Consider the following 19,800-nt stretch of genomic DNA (forward strand, 5'->3'; position numbering starts at 1 on the left):
TTATTGCATACGCCCAAGTATTCGCATCCGCTTAACAGTAGCTTGACGCGCCGCTCTTTACCACCGACAGCCACTCACGCTGTATCGTTCAACGGAGTCTGCATGGATCTGTTTTCATCTTCTACCCCCGCCGACGACGCACCGCTGGCGTTTCGCATGCGCCCCACGTCCCTTGACGGTTATATTGGGCAACAAGCGCTTGTGGGTCCTGGCAAACCTTTACGCCGCATGGCGGAGTCTGGCGTGGTTCGCTCAATGATGCTCTGGGGCCCGCCCGGCGTCGGCAAAACAACGCTGGCTGAAATTCTGGCAAACGCTTCAAATGCTCACTTAGAAACGCTCAGTGCCGTGATGGCCGGGGTAAAAGAGATTCGCGCGGTGGTTGAACGCGCTCACCAACTGGCCCCTACCGCCGTGATTCTCTTTTTGGATGAGATTCACCGACTCAACAAAAGTCAGCAGGATGCGCTCTTGCCCCACGTCGAATCTGGGCTTTTAACCCTGATTGGCGCAACGACCGAAAATCCTTCGTTTGAAGTTAACTCCGCACTGCTCTCCCGCGCGCGGGTTTACGTCTTGAAGCCACTTAGCAAAGACGAACTGATCGCGGTATTGCACCAAGCACTTAAAGATCGCGAGCGCGGATTGGGCCAGCGCGAGATCAAGGTCGATGAGGAAGTGCTCGCGGTGCTTGCCCACACAAGCGCTGGTGATGCACGCCGAGCGTTAGGCTTATTAGAAACGGCGTGCGACTTTACCCAACTGGAAAACGGCCATGAAGTGCTCTATCGAAACGCGCTCGATGACGTCATTGGGCATCAGGCCAGCGCGTTTGATAAACAAGGGGATGCGTATTACGACCTACTCTCGGCGATTCACAAATCGGTGCGCTCTTCGCGCCCGGATGCCGCGCTTTTATATATGGCCCGATTTATTCAAGGCGGCGGCGATCCGTTAGACGTGGTGCGCCGGCTGACGGCTATCGCGTCAGAAGATGTGGGTAACGCCGACCCTCGCGCGCTGCCGCTGGTGATTGCCGCCTGGGACGCTTATTTACGCTTAGGCGACTATGAAGGCCAACGGGCGCTGGCCCATGCAATCATTCACTTGGCCGTTGCGCCCAAAAGCAACCGCATTGACCAGGCATGGAATGCAGCGCAGCGTTTCGTCCGCCAACAACCGCAGATTGAGGTGCCCACCTACCTGCGCAACGCCCCTACCAAGCTAATGGAGAGCCTCGGCCACGGCAGTGGCTATCGTTACGCGCATAATGAAGACGATGGCTACCCCGCCGGTAGCGCACACAATTGCTGGCCGGAAGGTCTTGTACACGAGAGATTTTATCAGCCCAGCCAATTCGGCCAGGAAAAGCGTTTTGCTGACATCATGGCCTGGCGCGAACACCGCGACCATGAAACCGATCAAGGCAATAAGTAATAGTGATGCGCACACCAGCGCCGTTAACGTCCTTCGCGAATCACATCGACGTTATCCGGGATATCAAAGATAAAGCGTTGTTCATCAATGGCACCGTTTTGGCGAATGTCACTAAATGCAATCGCGGTACGCTGGCCGGTACTGTCGGTCATCCAAAGCTCTGTGAGCGTTTCGCCGTTAAAGGTCAAGCTTAACTCCTCAAATAGAGTCTCAGCCGAGAGCGGAATCAGGGTAAACACTTCTTCGTCACTCTCTTCTTCATAGAAGACGTCATAGCTCTCGGCCAAATCCTTGACGTTGCCTGACAGCAACATCGCGGGGGTGTGGGTAACGCGGTCATCAACCCCTTGCACGGTCACTTGCTCAAGATCCGGGTCGTACAGGTAAACCTCTTCCCCGTCAGAAACCACCGTCTGCGCGTAAGGGGCTTCCACTTCCCAACGTAAAAGACCGGGGCGAGAGAGCCACATTTCACCATGGGCTTCTTGCAGCCGCTCTCCGCTACCGTCCAAAATGCGCTGCTCGAAAGTGGCGTGATAGCTTTCCAAAGGGCTGAGACGCTCGGTTAAGCGCTCGGTTGCTGCATCGGCCCAAACCGTTGGCGTCATCACCAAGCCTAATGCACTGGCGGCCAGCGCCAGGGAGAAAGGGTTGGTCGGCTTTGAAGCCGTCGCCTGGTCTGAATAAACGTCATTGTCGCACATGCCATTGTGAAACATGGTGTTCTCCCTTAGCCGCCCGTCTAGCAAATGCTTGTCGGGCTCAATACATGTTGTGCTATCAGACGCGTAATTCGTCAGTAGGTTTCCTCTTAAACGGTGCTTCCTTGGTGTTTGCACGTTTGCCAGCGATCAATACGATTAATGCCCCACCGGCGGTGGCGCTAACACTTCACGGGCCCCGTTGGTTCCCATGGAAGACACGACCCCCGCACTTTCCATCGCGTCGACAAGCCTTGCCGCACGGTTGTAGCCAATTTTAAAGCGCCGCTGTACGGCGGATATCGAGGCTTTCCGCGTTTGCGTCACAAACTGCACGGCCTCGTCATAGAGCGCGTCTTGTTCAGCATCGTCGCCATCCGCCCCTTCCGCTTCAAGGCCAGCCAGTGCGTCCGCCGAGACGCCGCCGGTTAAAATCTCTTCGATATATTCCGGCTCACCACGGTGTTTCCAGTCCTCAACCACGCGATGTACTTCGTCGTCGTCGACAAAAGCGCCGTGAATACGGTTAGGTGGGCCAGACCCTGCGGGTAGATAGAGCATATCGCCGTGGCCGAGCAGGCTTTCTGCGCCGCCTTGATCCAGAATCGTGCGCGAGTCGATACGTGACGACACTTGAAACGCCATTCGTGAGGGGATGTTGGCCTTGATCAGGCCGGTAACCACATCCACCGACGGGCGCTGAGTGGCGAGTATTAAGTGGATACCGGCCGCCCGCGCTTTTTGCGCCAAGCGTGCAATCAACTCTTCGACCTTTTTACCCACGATCATAAACATGTCGGCAAATTCGTCGATCACCACCACGATGTAGGGAAGCTTTTCCAGCACCGGGGGTGTTTGGTGCATCTCCCAAGGCTGCGGCTCCCAAAGTGGATCCGCCACTTGAGCACCCGCGCGCTCGGCTTCATCCAGGCGGGCGTTAAAGCCCGCAATATTACGTACCCCCATCGCCGCCATCAGCTTATAGCGACGCTCCATCTCAGCCACGCACCAGCGTAGGCTATTGGCGGCCTCTTTCATGTCGGTGACCACGGGCGCAAGCAGGTGCGGAATCCCATCGTAAACCGACAGTTCCAGCATTTTGGGGTCGACCATAATCAGCCTGAGTTTATCGGGCGTGGCCTTAAGCAACATGGAAATCAGCATCGCGTTAACGCCCACCGACTTACCCGACCCGGTGGTACCGGCCACCAGAAGGTGCGGCATCTTGCCAAGGTTCGCCACCACCGGACCACCGCCAATGTCTTGGCCAAGTGCCATCGTTAGCGGTGAGGTTTCCTGCTGGTAGCGCTCTGAATCGATCACTTCGCGCAGGCGAATCATCGCCCGGTGCGGATTGGGAATTTCGATCCCGACGGTAGGCCGACCGGGAATCACCTCTACCACGCGCACGCTTTTCACCATCAACGAACGCGCTAAATCCTTCGCCAGGTTGCTGATTTTGGACACTTTAACCCCAGCAGCAGGCTTTATTTCAAAACGTGTAATCACCGGTCCTGGCCATGTGTCGACCACTTCCGCTTTCACGCCATACTCGCGCAGCCGAACTTCCAGCAGTTCCGCCATGTCCGCCAACTGCTGATCGCTATAGTTAGGCTGATGCGGCTCGGGCAACGTCAATAGCCTCAAGCTGGGCAGTTCGCCTTCTGGCTCGGGCATATTTTCAAGCACTGGGCGCTGGCTTTGCAGATGCTCTACGGTCCAGAGGGCAGGTGTTTCATTGCTGTTCTCTGGTGCAGGCGTTGGTTCACGCTCGGTAGCGGGTTCGGGCCTTGGTTCAGGCGTTGGCTCAGGTGTCGCAAAGCGAGGTGGCAGCGACTCGGGTTCATCGTCGTCTTCCCACTCATCTTCTTCCAACAAGGGCTCGGGCACCACTTCGGGCACGCGCGGCTCTGAGCGTGGCGGCGTGTGCGTAGCGGGCTCTGGCTCTGGCTCTGGCTCTGGCTCTGGCTCTTCAAGCCTAACCGGTTCCGGTTCCGGTTCCGGTTCCGGTTCCGGTTCCGGTTCCGGTTCCGGTTCCGGTTCCGGTTCCGGTTCCGGTTCCGGTTCCGGTTCCTTTTCCTTTTCCTTTTCCTTTTCCTTTTCCGACGACAGCGTTGGCTCTTTACACACGCTATCAAGCGCTACTTCCGGCGCTGCTGAAACGTTATCGCCTTCGTCAGCCGCTGTGGCGGTTTTCGACTGACGGGTGAAATACGTGGCTGCGTCCCAGGGAATTTGCGTCTCATCAGCCGCTGGCGTGGCGTTAGCTTCTTGATTGTCTGCTGTTGGAGAGCTGGGGTTCTGCACATCGTTTAAAGAAAGACCCGGCTCCTGGCGCTTTGGTGCTGAAGCCGGTGTGGGTGAGGATTTGGGCGTTGGCTTTGTGCTCGTTGCGTCGTTCTCCTGCGGTTTCTGCTCCTGGGCTTTTTTACGCGGCGCACGCTGAAAACTGGTGCGCAGTCGTGCAAGCCCAGCCTTCCCCCAGCGCCCAACCTTTCGCGCCCCGCGCCCTACTTCGTCAGCTACCTGTAGCCACGACATACCACTAAAGAGCGGAAAACCGCTTAAAATAAGGGCCGCGGCGACAAGCCCGACGCCTTGGCTACTGACCAGAGGCCGAAGCGCGCCGACCAGCCCTTCACCTAAAATACCACCAGAGGCATACGGCAAGATGCTGTCTGGGTGATAAAAATGCAGCGCCCCCAGCATAGTCGTGCCAAACATTAGTAACAGCAGACCGCCAGCACGCACGGCAATCGCTATCGCATCAAGCTCAAAACGTACCTGGCGCGAACGTATTAACCACCACGCGGCAAACCCCAGCATACCCGGCCACCACAGCGCACTGGCACCCAGCAACGAATAAAGCACATCCGCAAGCCATGCACCCACGGGGCCCATCCAGTTAGCGATCGCAGTTTCTGGGCCGCGATATGACCACCCTGGATCACCTGGGTGGTAACTTAACAGTGCCAAAAGCAAAAACACACAAAGTGTAAGCAGGATGATAACAACCCCTTCGCGCACTGCCCCTTGCAAACGCAGGCCAACGCGACGCGCTTTATCTTTTGCTTGTCTAGCACGGCCTGAGGCCGTTTTGCGTGTTTGCTGCGTTTCTCGCTTGCTGGCCGCTTTATTTACTTTCAAGCGTTTCTCCCTTTCGCACCGACTCGCCATCAATATAATTTTCAAAAACAGTATGTAAACACCACGACGTACCTGACTTGCGAGATTGCATCATACCGAGCATCCTTCTGCCGTCACAGGCTTCTCTCGAATCGTCTTGCAATGGGAACATCGCATGCTACCTTGGCTTTCTGCTTCATTCCCTCACTTTCCTGACACCGTCATGGCCCTTGATGAGCCCGATGGCTTACTAGCGGCAGGGGGTGAGCTTTCACCTACTTGGTTGGTAAGCGCTTACCGCCAAGGAATTTTTCCCTGGTACAGCGATGGCGACCCTATTTTATGGTGGAGCCCCAACCCGCGCATGGTGCTTTTTCCTGAAGCGTTCAAGCAACGCCGTAGTTTAACTAAGCGCCTGCGCCACGGAGGCTTTCGCGTCACGCTTGATCAACAATTTAACGCGGTGATTAACGCATGCGCCGCCCCCCGACGCCATGAAAGCGGTACGTGGATTACCTCAGAGATGCAAAATGCTTACTGCCAACTGAATGAGCGTGGTATCGCCCACAGCATAGAGGTGACCCATCAAGATAAATTGGTTGGCGGTTTATACGGCTTGGCGATGGGCCCGGTATTTTTCGGCGAATCGATGTTTTCGCATCAACCTGATGCGTCAAAAGTGGCGCTGGCGTACCTCAGCGCGGCGATGCACCAGCACGGTGGCAAAATGATCGATTGCCAAATGTATACGCCCCATTTGGCAAGCTTGGGCGCGGCAACAGTCGCCCGAGAAGCGTTCATCAACTATCTTAAAGTCATGTTGCCTAGCCAAGCGTTCACATGGCCCGCATCTTCCAGCGCGGCACCCAGGGTGCCCCCGTCTCCCTGGCTTAATGCGCTGGCCGAGCCTAATAACGCCGACTTAATAGACCGACGCTAACGCCACCCAAGGAGGCGAACCGTGAGTAGCAACGCGCCACGCCGACCCGTCAGGGATTTGCGCTTTTTTTTAACGGTACCGCATGACTGCAGCTACCTGCCAGAGCGCGAAGCTACAACGCTTTTTTTAGACCCGCAAGAATCTCCGGTATCCGGCGTTTACGATTCACTTGCGCTTTTGGGTTTTCGCCGAAGCGGACGTCACTTATACCGCCCTCACTGCGAAGGCTGTAACGCCTGCCGCTCAGTGCGTATTCCTGTTGAGGCGTTTACCCCTAACCGCACCCAACGTAAGATTTACCGGCGTAACGCCGATATTAAAATTCGCACGGTAAGCGCTCACTTCAACCCGCAGCATTACGCCCTGTATGCCGACTATATTGAAAAGCGCCACGCCGATGGCGATATGTACCCGCCAAGCCGCGATCAGTATCGCACTTTTTTGACGCTCGATGAGCCTTACGCTCAGCTTTTAGAGATGACATTAGACGGAAAGCTTATCGGCGTCGCGGCGTTTGATCATTTAGAACACGGGATATCGGCCATTTATACGTTCTTTGCCGTTGATGACGCCCTCGACAAACGCTCCTTAGGCACATTTGCCGTACTCTCGCTGATAGAACTGGCGCGCGCTAAAGGGTTACCCCATCTTTATTTAGGTTACTGGATCGAAGAGTGCCGCAAAATGCGCTACAAACAGGCATTTTCGCCGTTAGAAATCCTCGATGGGCGCCATTGGCGACCGCTTATTGCTTTTTAAGCACGGCTTTTTTGCCTTGACGCCAGCCTTACGGCACAATACAGCGCTGTTCATTCGCCCTTAGGGGCAAACCGATATGACACCCATAACGTTCATCAAGTGAGGATTTGCCTATATGGCACGCGAAGATCATATTGAAATGGAAGGCGTCATCATCGACACCCTTCCCAACACCATGTTCCGGGTTGAACTGGAAAATGGCCACGTGGTTACTGCCCACATCTCGGGAAAAATGCGTAAAAACTACATCCGTATTTTGACCGGCGATAAAGTTAAAGTTGAGCTAACACCTTACGACCTGTCCAAAGGCCGCATTGTTTACCGCTCGCGCTAAGTTAAATCTCGGGCTTTCGCCGCTCGCATAAAGTGCCAGACCCAAGTCAGTGTTCTACCACCTAACCGCAGCGCTATACACGATAACGCCCTGTCTATGACAGGGCGCTTTCGTATGGCTATTCGGCCGGAATGTCTCGGCTCCGGCCGCTATTTTCCTGCTTACTCTGGTGCGCCCGCCATTTCTGACTCCGTCGACAGGCTCAGCTCGCCCTCCTCCAAGCTTACGTGGACAATGCCACCGTGTTCGGCAAGCTCGCCAAACAGAATCATCTCGGCAAGTGGTTTTTTCAACTTTTCTTGAATCAAACGCGCCATTGGCCGCGCGCCCATATCAGGGTCGTAACCCTGCTCAGCCAGCCAATCACGTGCTGAATCATCCACCTCAAGCTGAACACGCTTCTCATCCAACTGCGCCTGCAATTCGATCAGGAACTTATCCACCACGTTGCGCACCACCTCGGTGGGCAACGAGCTAAACTGGATAATACCGTCAAGGCGGTTGCGGAACTCTGGCGAGAACGTCCGACGAAGCACCTCCATCGCATCGGTGGAGTGATCTTGCGATTGGAAGCCAATCGAGCGGCGCGCTGCCTGCTCAGCGCCAGCGTTGGACGTCATGATCACGATCACATGGCGGAAATCCGCTTCGCGGCCGTTGTTATCGGTTAAACGTCCGTGGTCCATCACCTGCAATAGCAAGTTAAAGACTTCCGGGTGTGCCTTCTCGATTTCATCCAACAGCAGTACACAGTGCGGCTGCTTGGTAATCGCTTCGGTCAGCAAGCCACCCTGGTCGTAACCAACGTAGCCGGGAGGCGCGCCGATCAAGCGCGAGACGGTGTGCCGCTCCATGTACTCCGACATATCAAAGCGCACAAGCTCAATACCCATGATATGCGACAGCTGCTTAGCCACTTCAGTTTTACCTACCCCGGTTGGCCCGGCGAATAGGAAGCTTCCCACGGGTTTATCGGGTGACTTCAAGCCAGCACGGGAAAGCTTGATCGCAGCAGCAAGGCTGTCGATCGCTTCGTTCTGGCCGAACACCAGCATTTTCAGGTCGCGATCGAGATTTTCCAGCAGCTTACGATCCGAGCTAGACACGCTCTTCGGCGGAATCCGCGCAATCGACGCCACCACGGCTTCTACCTGGTCCACGTCAATCGTGTCAACACGTACCTCTGGCGGCAGCATGCGCTGATGCGCTCCCGCTTCGTCAATCACATCGATGGCTTTATCCGGCAGGAAGCGGTCATTGATGTAGCGATCTGCCAAGCGTGCAGCGGTTTCCAATGCACTGTCGGTATATTTGAGGTCGTGATGCTCTTCAAAGCGTGAACGCAACCCTTTGAGAATCTTGATGGTGTCGTCCACAGAAGGAGCAAGGACATCGACCTTTTGGAAGCGGCGCGCAAGCGCCCGGTCTTTTTCAAAGATCCCACGGAACTCTTGGAACGTCGTCGAACCAATACAGCGCAGCTCGCCCGAAGAGAGCAGCGGTTTCAGTAAGTTGGAGGCATCCATTACGCCGCCGGATGCCGCGCCAGCACCGATCACGGTATGAATCTCGTCAATAAACAAAATCGCATGAGGCTGTTTTTTTAGCTCGGCAAGTAGCGCTTTAAGGCGTTTTTCGAAGTCCCCACGGTACTTAGTCCCTGCTAGCAAGGCGCCCATATCCAGCTCATAGACGACCGCATCGTTAATCACCTCGGGCACATCTTCTTCTACGATACGCTTGGCTAAACCAGCGGCAATCGCGGTTTTGCCTACACCCGCTTCTCCGACCAGCAACGGATTATTTTTACGCCGCCGCGCCAGAATTTGCACCACGCGCTCTAGCTCGTGGTCGCGGCCGATTAACGGGTCAATTTTGCCCTGGCGCGCTTGCTCATTAAGATTAGTAGCAAAACCGGTCAGCGGGTGCGAAGCCCCTTCGCTGCTGCCTTCTTCAGCTTCTTCCGACTCTGGCGATGACGGCGATGGGGAAGCGCTATGACCCGACACTTTGGAAATACCGTGGGCGATGTAATTCACCGCATCGACGCGCGCCACGCTTTGCTGCTTGAGGAAATAAACCGCCTGGCTTTCCTGTTCGGAAAAAATAGCCACCAACACATTAGCGCCAGTCACTTCATTTTTACCTGAGGACTGCACGTGGAAGACCGCACGTTGCAGCACGCGTTGAAATCCCAACGTCGGCTGCGTTTCACGCTCGCTTTGACCTTCTGGTATCAGCGGCGTAGTGGAATTAATGAAATCCTGCAGATCGGACCGCAGCTTGTCTACATTTGCCCCGCAGGCCTTCAGCACATCCATCGCCGAGGCGTTATCGAGTAGCGCCAGCAGCAAGTGCTCAACGGTCATAAATTCGTGACGCTTTGAGCGCGCCACGGTGAAAGCCGTGTTCAGGGTCAGTTCAAGTTCTTTGCTCAGCATGGCAGTCCCCTTTTCGCTGCTACCTAGGTCACAAACACCCGGGCTAGGTAACAAATTCCCAGGCTATGTCACAAATACCCAGGGCATATTACCACCTAGGACTTGCGTCGGATCGGTGTAATCGACCAGCACTTTTAACATCGGGTACAAAACGCGTGGTTGCAAGCCTCGGGCGCAAAAATGTTCAACGCTTTCAGTCCGCCACTTCGATATCGCACATGAGCGGATGCTCGCACTCACGCGCATACTCATTGACTTGATAACTCTTTGTCTCAGCAATGTCACGGGTAAAAATTCCGCACGTCGCTTTACCTTGCGTGTGAACCGCCAGCATGATCTGTACGGCTTTTTCGTGCTCCATGCGGAAAAATTCCTGCAGCACTTCAATCACAAATTCCATCGGCGTGTAGTCGTCGTTATGCAAAACGACTTTAAACATCGGCGGCTTAGCAAGCTCTGGATCCGCCGTTTTAACCGCTAGATCCGAGTCATCGTCAGGCGACGTAGGGCGCGTCATGCCCGCATGTGGCCTGTCCAATTGATTCATTTTTAACATAGTGTAGTTATCGACACTGTTAGGCGTAAAAGGGTTCAGTAAAGCACTTAAATTAGCACAGTGCCCCACATAAAAAACCCCCGCCCGCAGCGCGGACGAGGGCTTTAAGCTCAATAACGCTATTACATGTTATCGGCGACGGCCTGACCAAACTCAGAGCACTTAAGAAGCTTGGCGTCATCCATCAGGCGATGGAAGTCATAAGTAACCTCGCCCTTGGAGATGGCTTTTTCTACGCCCTTAAGTACCAGGTCGGCAGCTTCAACCCAACCCATGTGGCGCAGCATCATCTCAGCAGAGAGAATGAGTGAGCCGGGGTTAACTTTGTCTTGGCCGGCGTACTTCGGCGCAGTGCCGTGCGTCGCTTCGAACATGGCCACAGCATCGGCGAGGTTGGCGCCCGGTGCGATACCGATGCCGCCGACTTCTGCTGCCAGCGCGTCAGAGAGGTAATCGCCGTTCAAGTTCAGGGTGGCAATCACGTCGTACTCGGCTGGGCGCAGAAGAATCTGCTGCAGCATGGCGTCAGCGATCACGTCTTTAACGACAATATCTTTGCCCGTTTTTGGGTTCTTCATGGTCATCCACGGGCCGCCGTCGAGCAGTTCAGCGCCGAACTCCTCTTTCGCCAGCTCATAGCCCCAATCTTTAAAGGCACCTTCGGTGAACTTCATGATATTGCCCTTGTGCACCAGCGTCAGCGACTCACGGTCGTTGTCGATGGTGTACTGCAGCGCTTGGCGGACCAGACGCTTGGTACCTTCAACGGAAACCGGCTTGACGCCGATGCCGCAGTTCTCCGGGAAGCGGATGTTCTGAACGCCCATCTCTTCGCGCAGGAACTTGATGACCTTATCGGCTTCCGGCGTACCCGCCTTCCACTCGATACCGGCATAGATGTCTTCGGAGTTTTCGCGAAAGATCACCATGTCGACGTCGGCCGGCTTTTTCACCGGGCTTGGCACGCCTTCAAACCAACGCACCGGACGCTGACAAACGTAGAGGTCGAGTTTCTGACGCAGCGCTACGTTGAGCGAGCGGATACCGCCGCCTACTGGCGTGGTCAGCGGGCCTTTGATAGAGACAACGTAATCCTTTACGGCTTCCAACGTCTCTTCCGGCAGCCAAGTGTCAGGATCGTAAACCTGCGTGGCTTTTTCACCGGCGAATACTTCCATCCAGTGAATTTTGCGCTCGCCGTTGTAAGCTTTCTGCACAGCGCTATCGATGGCAATTTTCATCGCTGGCGTCACGTCAGCGCCAATGCCGTCACCTTCGATGAACGGAATAACCGGCTCATTCGGCACGTTCAGCGTGTTGTCGGCGTTGACGGTAATCTTTTCACCGCCTTCAGGAACTACAATTTTCTGGAAACCCATAGAGAACTCCCCTGTCTGATCGGTTCAGTGGAACTTGGATTGTAGCATCCCACCGACCCGGCGGAGTAGCCTTACCACAGCGAACCGTTCTAAAGTCGAGTATCCCCTTGTTTAGCAACCGATACGATACACTCCTATGAGCCACCTTTACCTGCTGCACAAACCCTATCGCGTATTAAGCCAATTCAGCGATAACGAGGGGCGCGCCACACTAGCCGACCACATTGATATTAAAGCGATTTATCCCGCTGGACGATTAGACTATGACTCGGAAGGATTGCTCCTATTGAGCGCCGACGGTGCACTTATTCATCGCATTGCCCATCCCAAACACAAACAGCCCAAGACCTACTGGGTCCAGGTGGAAGGCAATATCGATGAAACTTCACTACAGGCACTGCGCCAAGGCGTTACGCTCAAAGATGGCCCAACACGGCCAGCAAAAGCGCAGCGGCTAAGTGACCCGCATATGCCCCCGCGCCAACCGTTAATTGATCCTAAGCGCCACCCGGTCACCAGCTGGCTTTCACTCACCATCACCGAAGGGCGCAACCGCCAGGTAAGACGCATGACCGCGCACGTAGGTTTCCCGACCCTGCGTTTGATTCGTGTGGCGATCGGCCCCTGGCGGCTAGACGGCTTGGCACCAGGTGAGTGGCGTCGCGAAGTGCTCCATGCGCCCAAGCCAACACCCCCGACGTCAGCACACTCAAAACCCAAGCCAAGACACAAACATCGGAGCGCTTCACCATGAGCTTGCACACCACCGTTGCCTGCGTGATTTGCCGCGACAACCGCTATTTACTGGTGGAAGAGGCGCGCGGCGGCTCTGAAACGGTGTTCAACCAGCCAGCTGGGCACGTTGAACCCGGCGAAGGGCCCCTCGCGGCGATTGCTCGCGAAGTTCAAGAAGAAACCGCTTGGGACATCCAGCTGACCGGTTACTTAGGGCTCTATGTTTTTCATACAGCGAGCGGGCTGACGTTTCATAGCCACGGCTTTATCGCTGAGCCGTCATGCTTTCTCGATACCCGGTTAGATGACGACATCACGGCGACCCACTGGCTCACGCAAGCGGAAATTCACGCCTTAAACGCCCAAGGTCGGCTGCGCAGCCCCTTGGTGCTGACACGTATCGAGGACGCCCAAGCGGGGGCTGTTTATCCGCTTAGTGTCATTCATGAGTCACCCTGTTTTTGAACCTCATCGTTTCGCTCTTGGATGGTAAAGCTCGAAGCGTATTGGCCGCATCGTGTATAATATTCGCGCATTTGTCGCCCACTCCAATCGAGGATGCCCATGACATCCACCCAAGGCAAAGTGATCGTCGGCATGTCCGGCGGCGTCGACTCTTCTGTGTCCGCGCTCCTCCTCCAGCAACAAGGGTATGAGGTCGAGGGCCTGTTTATGAAAAACTGGGATGAAGACGACGGCAGCGAATACTGCACGGCCAAAGATGACTTGCTCGACGCCGCGGTGGTATGCAAAAAACTGGGGATCCCCCTGCATACAGCCAACTTTGCGGCCGAGTACTGGGATAACGTCTTCGAGCACTTTTTGGCTGAGTACAAGGCAGGGCGCACCCCCAACCCGGATATTCTGTGTAACCGTGAAATTAAGTTTAAGGTCTTTCTCGACTACGCGGAAAAGCTTGGCGCCGAGATGATTGCTACCGGCCACTACGTTCGTCAGGGCATCCGCGATGGGCGCCCTAGACTGCTCAAAGGGCTTGACCCCAACAAAGACCAGAGCTATTTCCTACACGCCGTACCGGAGGCCGCCATAGCACGTACGCTGTTCCCGGTGGGCGAGCTGGAAAAGCCCGCCGTTCGCGCCCTGGCCGAGCAACACCAATTAATTACCGCGAAGAAAAAGGACTCCACCGGTATTTGTTTTATCGGTGAGCGCCGCTTTAGTGACTTTCTCAAGCGCTACCTTCCCGCTCAGCCGGGCAAGGTGGAGACGCCCGAGGGCGATATGATCGGTGAGCACATGGGGCTAATGTATTACACGCTGGGCCAGCGCCAGGGCTTAGGTATCGGCGGTTTGGCCAACTACTCGGAAGCGCCCTGGTACGTCGCCGTTAAAGATTTAGACCGCAACGTGTTAATTGCCGTACAGGGCAAACATCATCCGCTGCTTTATTCAGACTCACTCGCGACCGAGCCCATGGAATGGGTGGCAGGCCACCCACCTGCGCGAGAGGGTCGCTTTACCGCGAAAATCCGCTACCGCCAGAGCGATCGCGCCTGCTCACTTATCAGCCACGATGACGGCAGTGTCGACGTCCATTTTGATGAACCGCAGCGCGCGGTAACGCCGGGACAGTCACTGGTCATCTACGACGGCGATATCTGCCTTGGTGGCGGTGTGATTCGCACGACTTGGAACGCCCAGGAGGCGGCTGCATGACGACAACAACACCGATTCACCGCGCCCCAGATAACCCTGCCACGCGCCAAGCACTAGCGTTGGCTGGCGTATTTCAAGCCGCAAGCCTGGTGGATGAGCTAGCCCGCACTGGGCAAGTGGACCAGCGCGCCTGGGATACGTTAATTCAGGCGACCGTGGACACTAATCCCGAAAGCTTCGAGGCGATATACGGGGGCCACCCTAATAATTTACGCCGCGGGCTGGATATGCTGGAGGCGCTGGTGGGCCGCAAAGAAGCCAACCCGGTGGTGCTGCGCTATGGCTTTTCGCTGCTGCTGCTGATGAATCAACTACGCAAAAACGACAGCATGATGGATCAGCTCGGCGACAAACTCAGCCATGTGCAGCACCAAGCCGAGCACTTTGGTAGCACCCACGAGAACGTAATCGCAAACCTAGGGGAAGCCTACCAAGAGTCCATCTCAACGTTTAAAACCCGCATTGTGGTGCAGGGCGACCCTTCCATGCTGCAAAGCCGCATGATGCCAGAGCGCGTGCGTGCGTGCCTTATGGCGGGTATCCGCTTTGCGCTGCTGTGGCATCAGCAAGGCGGGCGCCGCTGGAAGCTGATTTTTCAGCGTAAAGCACTGCGCCGCGCGCTCGATGATTTAAGCTAACACCACGTAACCGACGTTTATTTACGCCTCTTTTTTCACGACCTATTTTTCACGACCTATCGCTTTCGAACTGGAACCTCACGCTCATGCAACTCTCTGCTCTTACCGCTCTCTCCCCCGTTGATGGCCGCTACGGTGCTAAAGCCGCCAACCTGCGCGAACATTTCAGCGAATTCGGCCTGGTTCGTGCCCGTGTGGTTGTCGAAGTGCGCTGGCTTGAACGCCTCGCTGAGCATCCCCAAATCACCGAAGTACCGCCGCTCTCCGCTGCGGCGACGGCTTTTTTGCAAGCCTTGATTCGGGATTTCTCGCTGGAAGACGCCGAGCGTATTAAAGAGATCGAGCGCACCACCAATCACGACGTCAAAGCGGTGGAGTACTTTCTCAAAGAGAAGATTGCCGACCAGCTTGAATTGCATGCGGTGACCGAGTTCATTCACTTCGCCTGCACCAGCGAAGACATTAACAATCTATCTTACGGCGTTATGCTGGCCGACGGCTTGAAGGCGCTGCTGCCCACCATGCACCAGGTCGCCGATGACATTGCGCGCTTAGCCTTTGAGCACGCCGCACAACCGATGCTCGCACGCACACACGGCCAAACCGCGAGTCCCACCACCTTGGGCAAAGAGATGGCCAATGTCGCCTATCGGTTAAAGCGCCAACTCAAGCAGATCGAACGCGTTGAGATTCTGGGTAAAATTAACGGCGCGGTCGGCAACTACAATGCGCATTTAACCACCTACCCGGAAATCGACTGGCAAGCCAATGCGCAAACCTTTGTCGAAGGCCTGGGGCTTACGTTTAACCCTTACACCACCCAGATCGAGCCGCACGACTACATTGCCGAGCTCTTCGACGCGGTATGTCGCTTCAACACCATCTTGATCGACTTTGACCGCGACATTTGGGGCTACATTTCGCTAGGATATTTCAAACAAAGAACCGTCGAAGGCGAAATTGGCTCTTCCACCATGCCGCACAAGGTCAACCCCATCGACTTCGAGAATTCCGAAGGCAATTTGGGGCTTTCCAACGCCGTGTTGGGCCACTTGGCGCAAAAGCTCCCGATTTCACGCTGGCAGCGCGATCTCACCGACTCCACGGTACTGCGTAACTTAGGCGTTGGCCTCGCCTACGGGGTGATCGCGTATCACGCCTCGCTCAAAGGTATTAGCAAGCTTGAAGCCAACCCTGAGCGCCTGGCGGCCGATTTGGATAACAGCTGGGAAGTCCTCGCCGAGCCGATTCAAACCGTCATGCGCCGGTACGGCATTGAAAAACCTTACGAAAAACTCAAAGAGCTGACGCGCGGTAAGCGCATCGACCAAGTCGGTTTTGCTACCTTTATTGACACTCTCGTGCTCCCCGACGATGTGAAACATGAATTAAAAGCGCTTAGCCCCGCGCGCTATATCGGCAACGCCGAAACCCAGACCAAAGCGCTGATCGCTGAGCTTGACGCGCTGTAAGCTTTTTTATTTGCCACTCTTTTTATCTGCCACTTTTTTATTCTGAAAGGATACCGCCATGAGCCACCGCGACACGCCGCTGACGCTGCTGGGCGATTTAACCCCGGCCGAATTTATGGCCGAGTATTGGCAAAAGAAGCCGCTTCTGATCCGCGGTGCTTTCCCGGATTTTTTAACCCCGCTGGACCCAGATGAACTGGCCGGGCTCGCCTGCGAGGAAAGCATCGAAGCGCGACTGGTGGAAGAAAATGGCCCTGATGGCCCATGGCAGGTTTCACACGGCCCCTTCGATGACGCCACGTTTGAGCGTCTACCCGAAGAAAACTGGAGCCTTTTGGTGCAAGCGGTGGATCACTACGTGCCGTCTGTCGCATCTATTATGGAGGCATTTGACTTTCTGCCCCGCTGGCGCCTTGACGACATTATGATCAGCTACGCGCCACCGGGCGGTAGCGTCGGCCCTCACGTCGATCAATACGATGTCTTTTTGCTACAAGGCAGCGGCCAGCGGCGTTGGCAACTCGGCAATAAAGTGCCGGATGACGCACCCATCATCCCCGGTATTGACCTGCGTATTTTGCAAGAATTTGAGATCGAGCCAGGTTCAGACTGGGTGTTAGAGGCAGGTGATATGCTCTACTTGCCGCCGGGCTGGGCTCACCACGGCGTCAGTCAATCCGATGATTGTATGACCATTTCGTTGGGCTTTCGCGCCCCCTCTGCCGACGAAGCGGTTACTTCGTACGCCGACTACCTCGGCGAGCAGCTACCGCCCTCGCGCCGATACAGCGATGCCGGAATGGCGCCGACCGAGGATGCTAGCAACATTGACGATGCGGCCCTTGAGCGCATGCGCAAGCTAATCCTCGATACGCTGGATGACCCGGCACAAATGAGCCAATGGTTTGGCCGCGTGATGACCCAACCCAAATACGTGGATCAATTAATCCCCCACGACCCGCCGCTTACCGACGCTGAGCTTGTTGCCGCGCTACAAGAAGCCCCTTTGCACCACGCCCCAGGGTCACGCTTTGCGTGGCGCACCGACCATGACGTCACCACACTGTTTGTCGACGGTGACGGTTACACCTGCACACAGGCACTTGCCCAGCGCGTATCGGATCCCAGCCCCCTGCATAGCGATGTCCTAGGCCTTCCGGACGCCAACGATTTGCTCACTCAACTGGTCAATGCTGGCAGCCTCTACTGGCAGTTAGCGGATGACGAGGCATAACTGCCTGGAAATATGACTACCGTTTCACCGCATGAACGCCCCTTGGTGTAGTCGGGTTACAACGTTGTATGCCCCCAAGGGGCAATTGCTGCACTGCAATCAATCAAGGATAGTAGATCCATCGCAGCGCCTCCCGGCCTGCCCAGTAAACCTCGATGCGCGCCAGCACGTTAGACCTTTTATTAAAAGACACTGCCGCAGAAATCGAGGATGCTGGTGTTAACTTCGCAGGTGCAGCATAAACAATTGCTAACCTGTGATTCACCATCAAGACCCTGAGGGAAAGCTCATGACTGGACTACTCGACGAAATCAAAGCACTCGCTCAACTGCGTGAAGCACAAGGCGGTAAGTGGGACAACATCACGCCGGAATACGCTGCCCGCATGCGTAGCCAGAACCGCTTTCACACGGGCTTGGATATCGCACGTTATACCGCTAAGATCATGCGTGAAGACATGGCGGCTTACGATGCCGATACGTCAAAGTACACTCAGTCATTGGGTTGCTGGCACGGCTTTATCGGTCAACAAAAGTTGATCTCGATCAAAAAGCATTTTAACACCACTAAACGCAGCTACCTCTACCTGTCAGGATGGATGGTTGCCGCGCTGCGCTCTGAATTCGGCCCGCTGCCCGACCAGTCCATGCACGAGAAAACCTCGGTGGCTGACCTGATCGAAGAGCTTTACACCTTCTTAAAGCAAGCCGACGCGTGGGAGCTTAACCACCTGTTCCGTGCGCTGGACGACGCGCAGCAAGCCGGTGATAAAGCCCAAAAGCAAGAGCTAATCAGTAAGATTGACAACTACGAGACACATATCGTCCCGATCATCGCTGATATCGACGCCGGTTTCGGCAATGCTGAAGCGACCTACCTGCTGGCCAAAAAGTTCATCGAAGCCGGCGCTTGCTGTATCCAGCTGGAGAACCAAGTCTCCGACGAGAAACAGTGTGGCCACCAGGACGGCAAAGTGACCGTGCCCCACGAAGACTTCATTGCCAAGATCAACGCGGTTCGCTACGCGTTCCTTGAGTTAGGCGTGGAAGATGGCGTGATCGTGGCCCGTACTGATTCACTCGGCGCTGGCCTAACCCAGAAAATCGCCGTGACCAACGAGCCGGGGGATTTGGGCGATCAGTACAATAGCTACCTCGATGGCGACGAGATTGCCAGCGCCTCCGACATCAATAATGGCGACGTGGTCATTAAACAAGACGGCAAACTGGTCAAGGTCAAGCGCTTGGCTTCCGGCCTCTTCCAGTTCAAGCCGGGCACCGGTGAAGACCGCGTCGTGCTGGACTGCATCACCAGCCTGCAAAACGGCGCTGACCTTTTGTGGATCGAGACCGAGAAACCCCACGTCGGCCAAATTGCCGGTATGGTCAACCGTATTCGCGAAGTTTGCCCGGATGCCAAGCTGGTTTACAACAACTCACCATCGTTCAACTGGACCCTCAACTTCCGCCAGCAAGTGTTCGACGCCTGGAAAGAAGAAGGCAAAGACGTTTCTGCCTACGAGCGTGAAAAGCTAATGGCTCCCGAGTACGACGACACCGAACTTGGCAAGCTAGCCGACGAGTGGACGCGTAACTTCCAGCGCGATGGCGCTCGCGAAGCGGGTATCTTCCACCACTTGATCACGCTGCCGACGTATCACACAGCGGCACTCTCCACCGACAATTTAGCCAAGGGCTACTTCGGCGACGAAGGTATGCTGGCTTACGTAGCAGGCGTGCAGCGTCAGGAAATCCGTCAAGGTATTGCCACCGTTAGGCACCAAGACATGGCCGGCTCCAATATCGGGGATGACCACAAAGAGTTTTTCCACGGTGACGCAGCGCTTAAAGCGGGCGGTGGAGAAAACACCATGAACCAGTTTGGTTAATCAGTGCCAAGGGCGCTAATCCAGCGCGAATGATGTACAAAGGGGCTCTTCGGAGCCCCTTTTTTTAATGCGCACAAGGCAGTTTCGTCATTTTTTACACGCTTTTTATCTAAACTGCGATATAAGGGCTAAATACCACAAACGCTTGGTTAGGCGCTGCTAGCAAGTATCACCTTCAATGATATAAAGGATGATTATTTGCGAACACTGTTCTATAATTCAGAAAATAAGCACATTCCGCCGTTATTCATTCGAGCGACATCACTGATAACAGTCTTAAGCCCGGGTTATTCACTAGGCAGGCCTGAAAACAAAAATAGTGGATGGTAATCTCTAAGGTAATCAATATGTTCCGCCAAGAACACGATTCCAAGAGGCCATCCACTATGGGTGAAAGCGTAACGTCCTGGTCGCCGTCCTGCAACGGGTCCGTTCATGTGCAATTAAGCGGCGATGCCACCACCAGCGACGCGGGTGGACTGG

16 protein-coding genes are annotated in these 19,800 nt (G+C 55.3%); 11 read left to right on the plus strand and 5 right to left on the minus strand.

What is annotated here, in order from left to right:
• Positions 1–102 precede the first annotated feature (102 nt).
• Positions 103–1,437, plus strand: a complete 1,335-nt coding sequence (locus tag M8006_RS10980; RefSeq protein ID WP_250082110.1) for a replication-associated recombination protein A — start codon at positions 103–105, stop codon at positions 1,435–1,437.
• 23 nt (positions 1,438–1,460) lie between these two features.
• Here the strand turns inward: M8006_RS10980 and lolA are convergent, their stop codons facing one another.
• Together lolA and M8006_RS10990 are read right to left on the minus strand one after the other, a co-directional pair.
• Positions 1,461–2,141 (minus strand): outer membrane lipoprotein periplasmic chaperone LolA, encoded by a 681-nt coding sequence (lolA, locus tag M8006_RS10985; RefSeq protein WP_284047024.1) that lies wholly within the window; start codon positions 2,139–2,141, stop codon positions 1,461–1,463.
• A 156-nt stretch (positions 2,142–2,297) separates the two neighbouring features.
• The gene (locus M8006_RS10990) at positions 2,298–5,285 is read right to left on the minus strand and encodes a DNA translocase FtsK (RefSeq protein WP_250082111.1); all 2,988 of its coding nucleotides are present in this window, start codon (positions 5,283–5,285) and stop codon (positions 2,298–2,300) included.
• A 154-nt stretch (positions 5,286–5,439) separates the two neighbouring features.
• On the opposite strand from M8006_RS10990, the gene aat reads away from it, so the two are divergent.
• The 3 genes from aat (at position 5,440) to infA (ending at position 7,297) form a co-directional block, all read left to right on the plus strand.
• Entirely contained in the window at positions 5,440–6,204 is a 765-nt protein-coding gene (aat, locus tag M8006_RS10995; protein ID WP_250082113.1) for a leucyl/phenylalanyl-tRNA--protein transferase, read from the plus strand.
• Between the two features lie 21 nt (positions 6,205–6,225).
• Positions 6,226–6,963 (plus strand): arginyltransferase, encoded by a 738-nt coding sequence (locus M8006_RS11000; protein WP_250082115.1) that lies wholly within the window; start codon positions 6,226–6,228, stop codon positions 6,961–6,963.
• Between the two features lie 115 nt (positions 6,964–7,078).
• The gene (infA, locus tag M8006_RS11005; RefSeq protein WP_026352028.1) at positions 7,079–7,297 is read left to right on the plus strand and encodes a translation initiation factor IF-1; all 219 of its coding nucleotides are present in this window, start codon (positions 7,079–7,081) and stop codon (positions 7,295–7,297) included.
• Positions 7,298–7,458: 161 nt separating this feature from the next.
• On the opposite strand, the gene clpA is transcribed toward infA, so the two are convergent.
• The 3 genes from clpA to icd form a co-directional block, all read right to left on the minus strand.
• The gene (gene clpA / locus M8006_RS11010) at positions 7,459–9,738 is read right to left on the minus strand and encodes an ATP-dependent Clp protease ATP-binding subunit ClpA (RefSeq protein WP_250082118.1); all 2,280 of its coding nucleotides are present in this window, start codon (positions 9,736–9,738) and stop codon (positions 7,459–7,461) included.
• Positions 9,739–9,931: 193 nt separating this feature from the next.
• Positions 9,932–10,255 carry an ATP-dependent Clp protease adapter ClpS gene (gene clpS / locus M8006_RS11015; protein WP_250082119.1) on the minus strand — a complete coding sequence of 108 codons (324 nt, stop codon included), beginning with the start codon at positions 10,253–10,255 and terminating at the stop codon, positions 9,932–9,934.
• Between the two features lie 161 nt (positions 10,256–10,416).
• Positions 10,417–11,673, minus strand: coding sequence for an NADP-dependent isocitrate dehydrogenase (gene icd / locus M8006_RS11020; RefSeq protein ID WP_250082122.1), 1,257 nt, complete (start codon positions 11,671–11,673; stop codon positions 10,417–10,419).
• A 136-nt stretch (positions 11,674–11,809) separates the two neighbouring features.
• On the opposite strand from icd, the gene M8006_RS11025 reads away from it, so the two are divergent.
• From M8006_RS11025 to M8006_RS11055, 7 genes are all read left to right on the plus strand, one after another.
• Positions 11,810–12,427: a pseudouridine synthase gene (locus M8006_RS11025; protein WP_250082125.1), complete on the plus strand. Its 618-nt coding sequence runs from the start codon at positions 11,810–11,812 to the stop codon at positions 12,425–12,427.
• On the plus strand, positions 12,424–12,873 hold the full coding sequence (locus tag M8006_RS11030; RefSeq protein WP_250082126.1) for an NUDIX domain-containing protein: 450 nt from the start codon (positions 12,424–12,426) through the stop codon (positions 12,871–12,873). The genes M8006_RS11025 and M8006_RS11030 overlap by 4 nt, the downstream gene beginning before the upstream one ends.
• Positions 12,874–12,942: 69 nt before the next feature.
• Positions 12,943–14,085: a tRNA 2-thiouridine(34) synthase MnmA gene (gene mnmA / locus M8006_RS11035; protein ID WP_347709759.1), complete on the plus strand. Its 1,143-nt coding sequence runs from the start codon at positions 12,943–12,945 to the stop codon at positions 14,083–14,085.
• Entirely contained in the window at positions 14,082–14,723 is a 642-nt protein-coding gene (gene hflD / locus M8006_RS11040; RefSeq protein WP_250082131.1) for a high frequency lysogenization protein HflD, read from the plus strand. Before mnmA ends, hflD begins: the two co-directional genes overlap by 4 nt.
• A gap of 86 nt (positions 14,724–14,809) precedes the next feature.
• A complete protein-coding gene (purB, locus tag M8006_RS11045; RefSeq protein ID WP_250082133.1) occupies positions 14,810–16,195 on the plus strand; it encodes an adenylosuccinate lyase in 1,386 nt (461 codons plus the stop codon).
• A gap of 58 nt (positions 16,196–16,253) precedes the next feature.
• Positions 16,254–17,429, plus strand: coding sequence for a cupin domain-containing protein (locus M8006_RS11050; RefSeq protein ID WP_250082135.1), 1,176 nt, complete (start codon positions 16,254–16,256; stop codon positions 17,427–17,429).
• A 289-nt stretch (positions 17,430–17,718) separates the two neighbouring features.
• Complete coding sequence (locus M8006_RS11055) at positions 17,719–19,317, plus strand: isocitrate lyase (protein WP_250082138.1); 1,599 nt, start codon at positions 17,719–17,721, stop codon at positions 19,315–19,317.
• The last annotated feature ends 483 nt before the right edge of the window (positions 19,318–19,800 follow it).

Origin of the sequence: Halomonas llamarensis (assembly GCF_023555005.1) — a bacterium.
GTDB lineage: Bacteria > Pseudomonadota > Gammaproteobacteria > Pseudomonadales > Halomonadaceae > Vreelandella > Vreelandella llamarensis.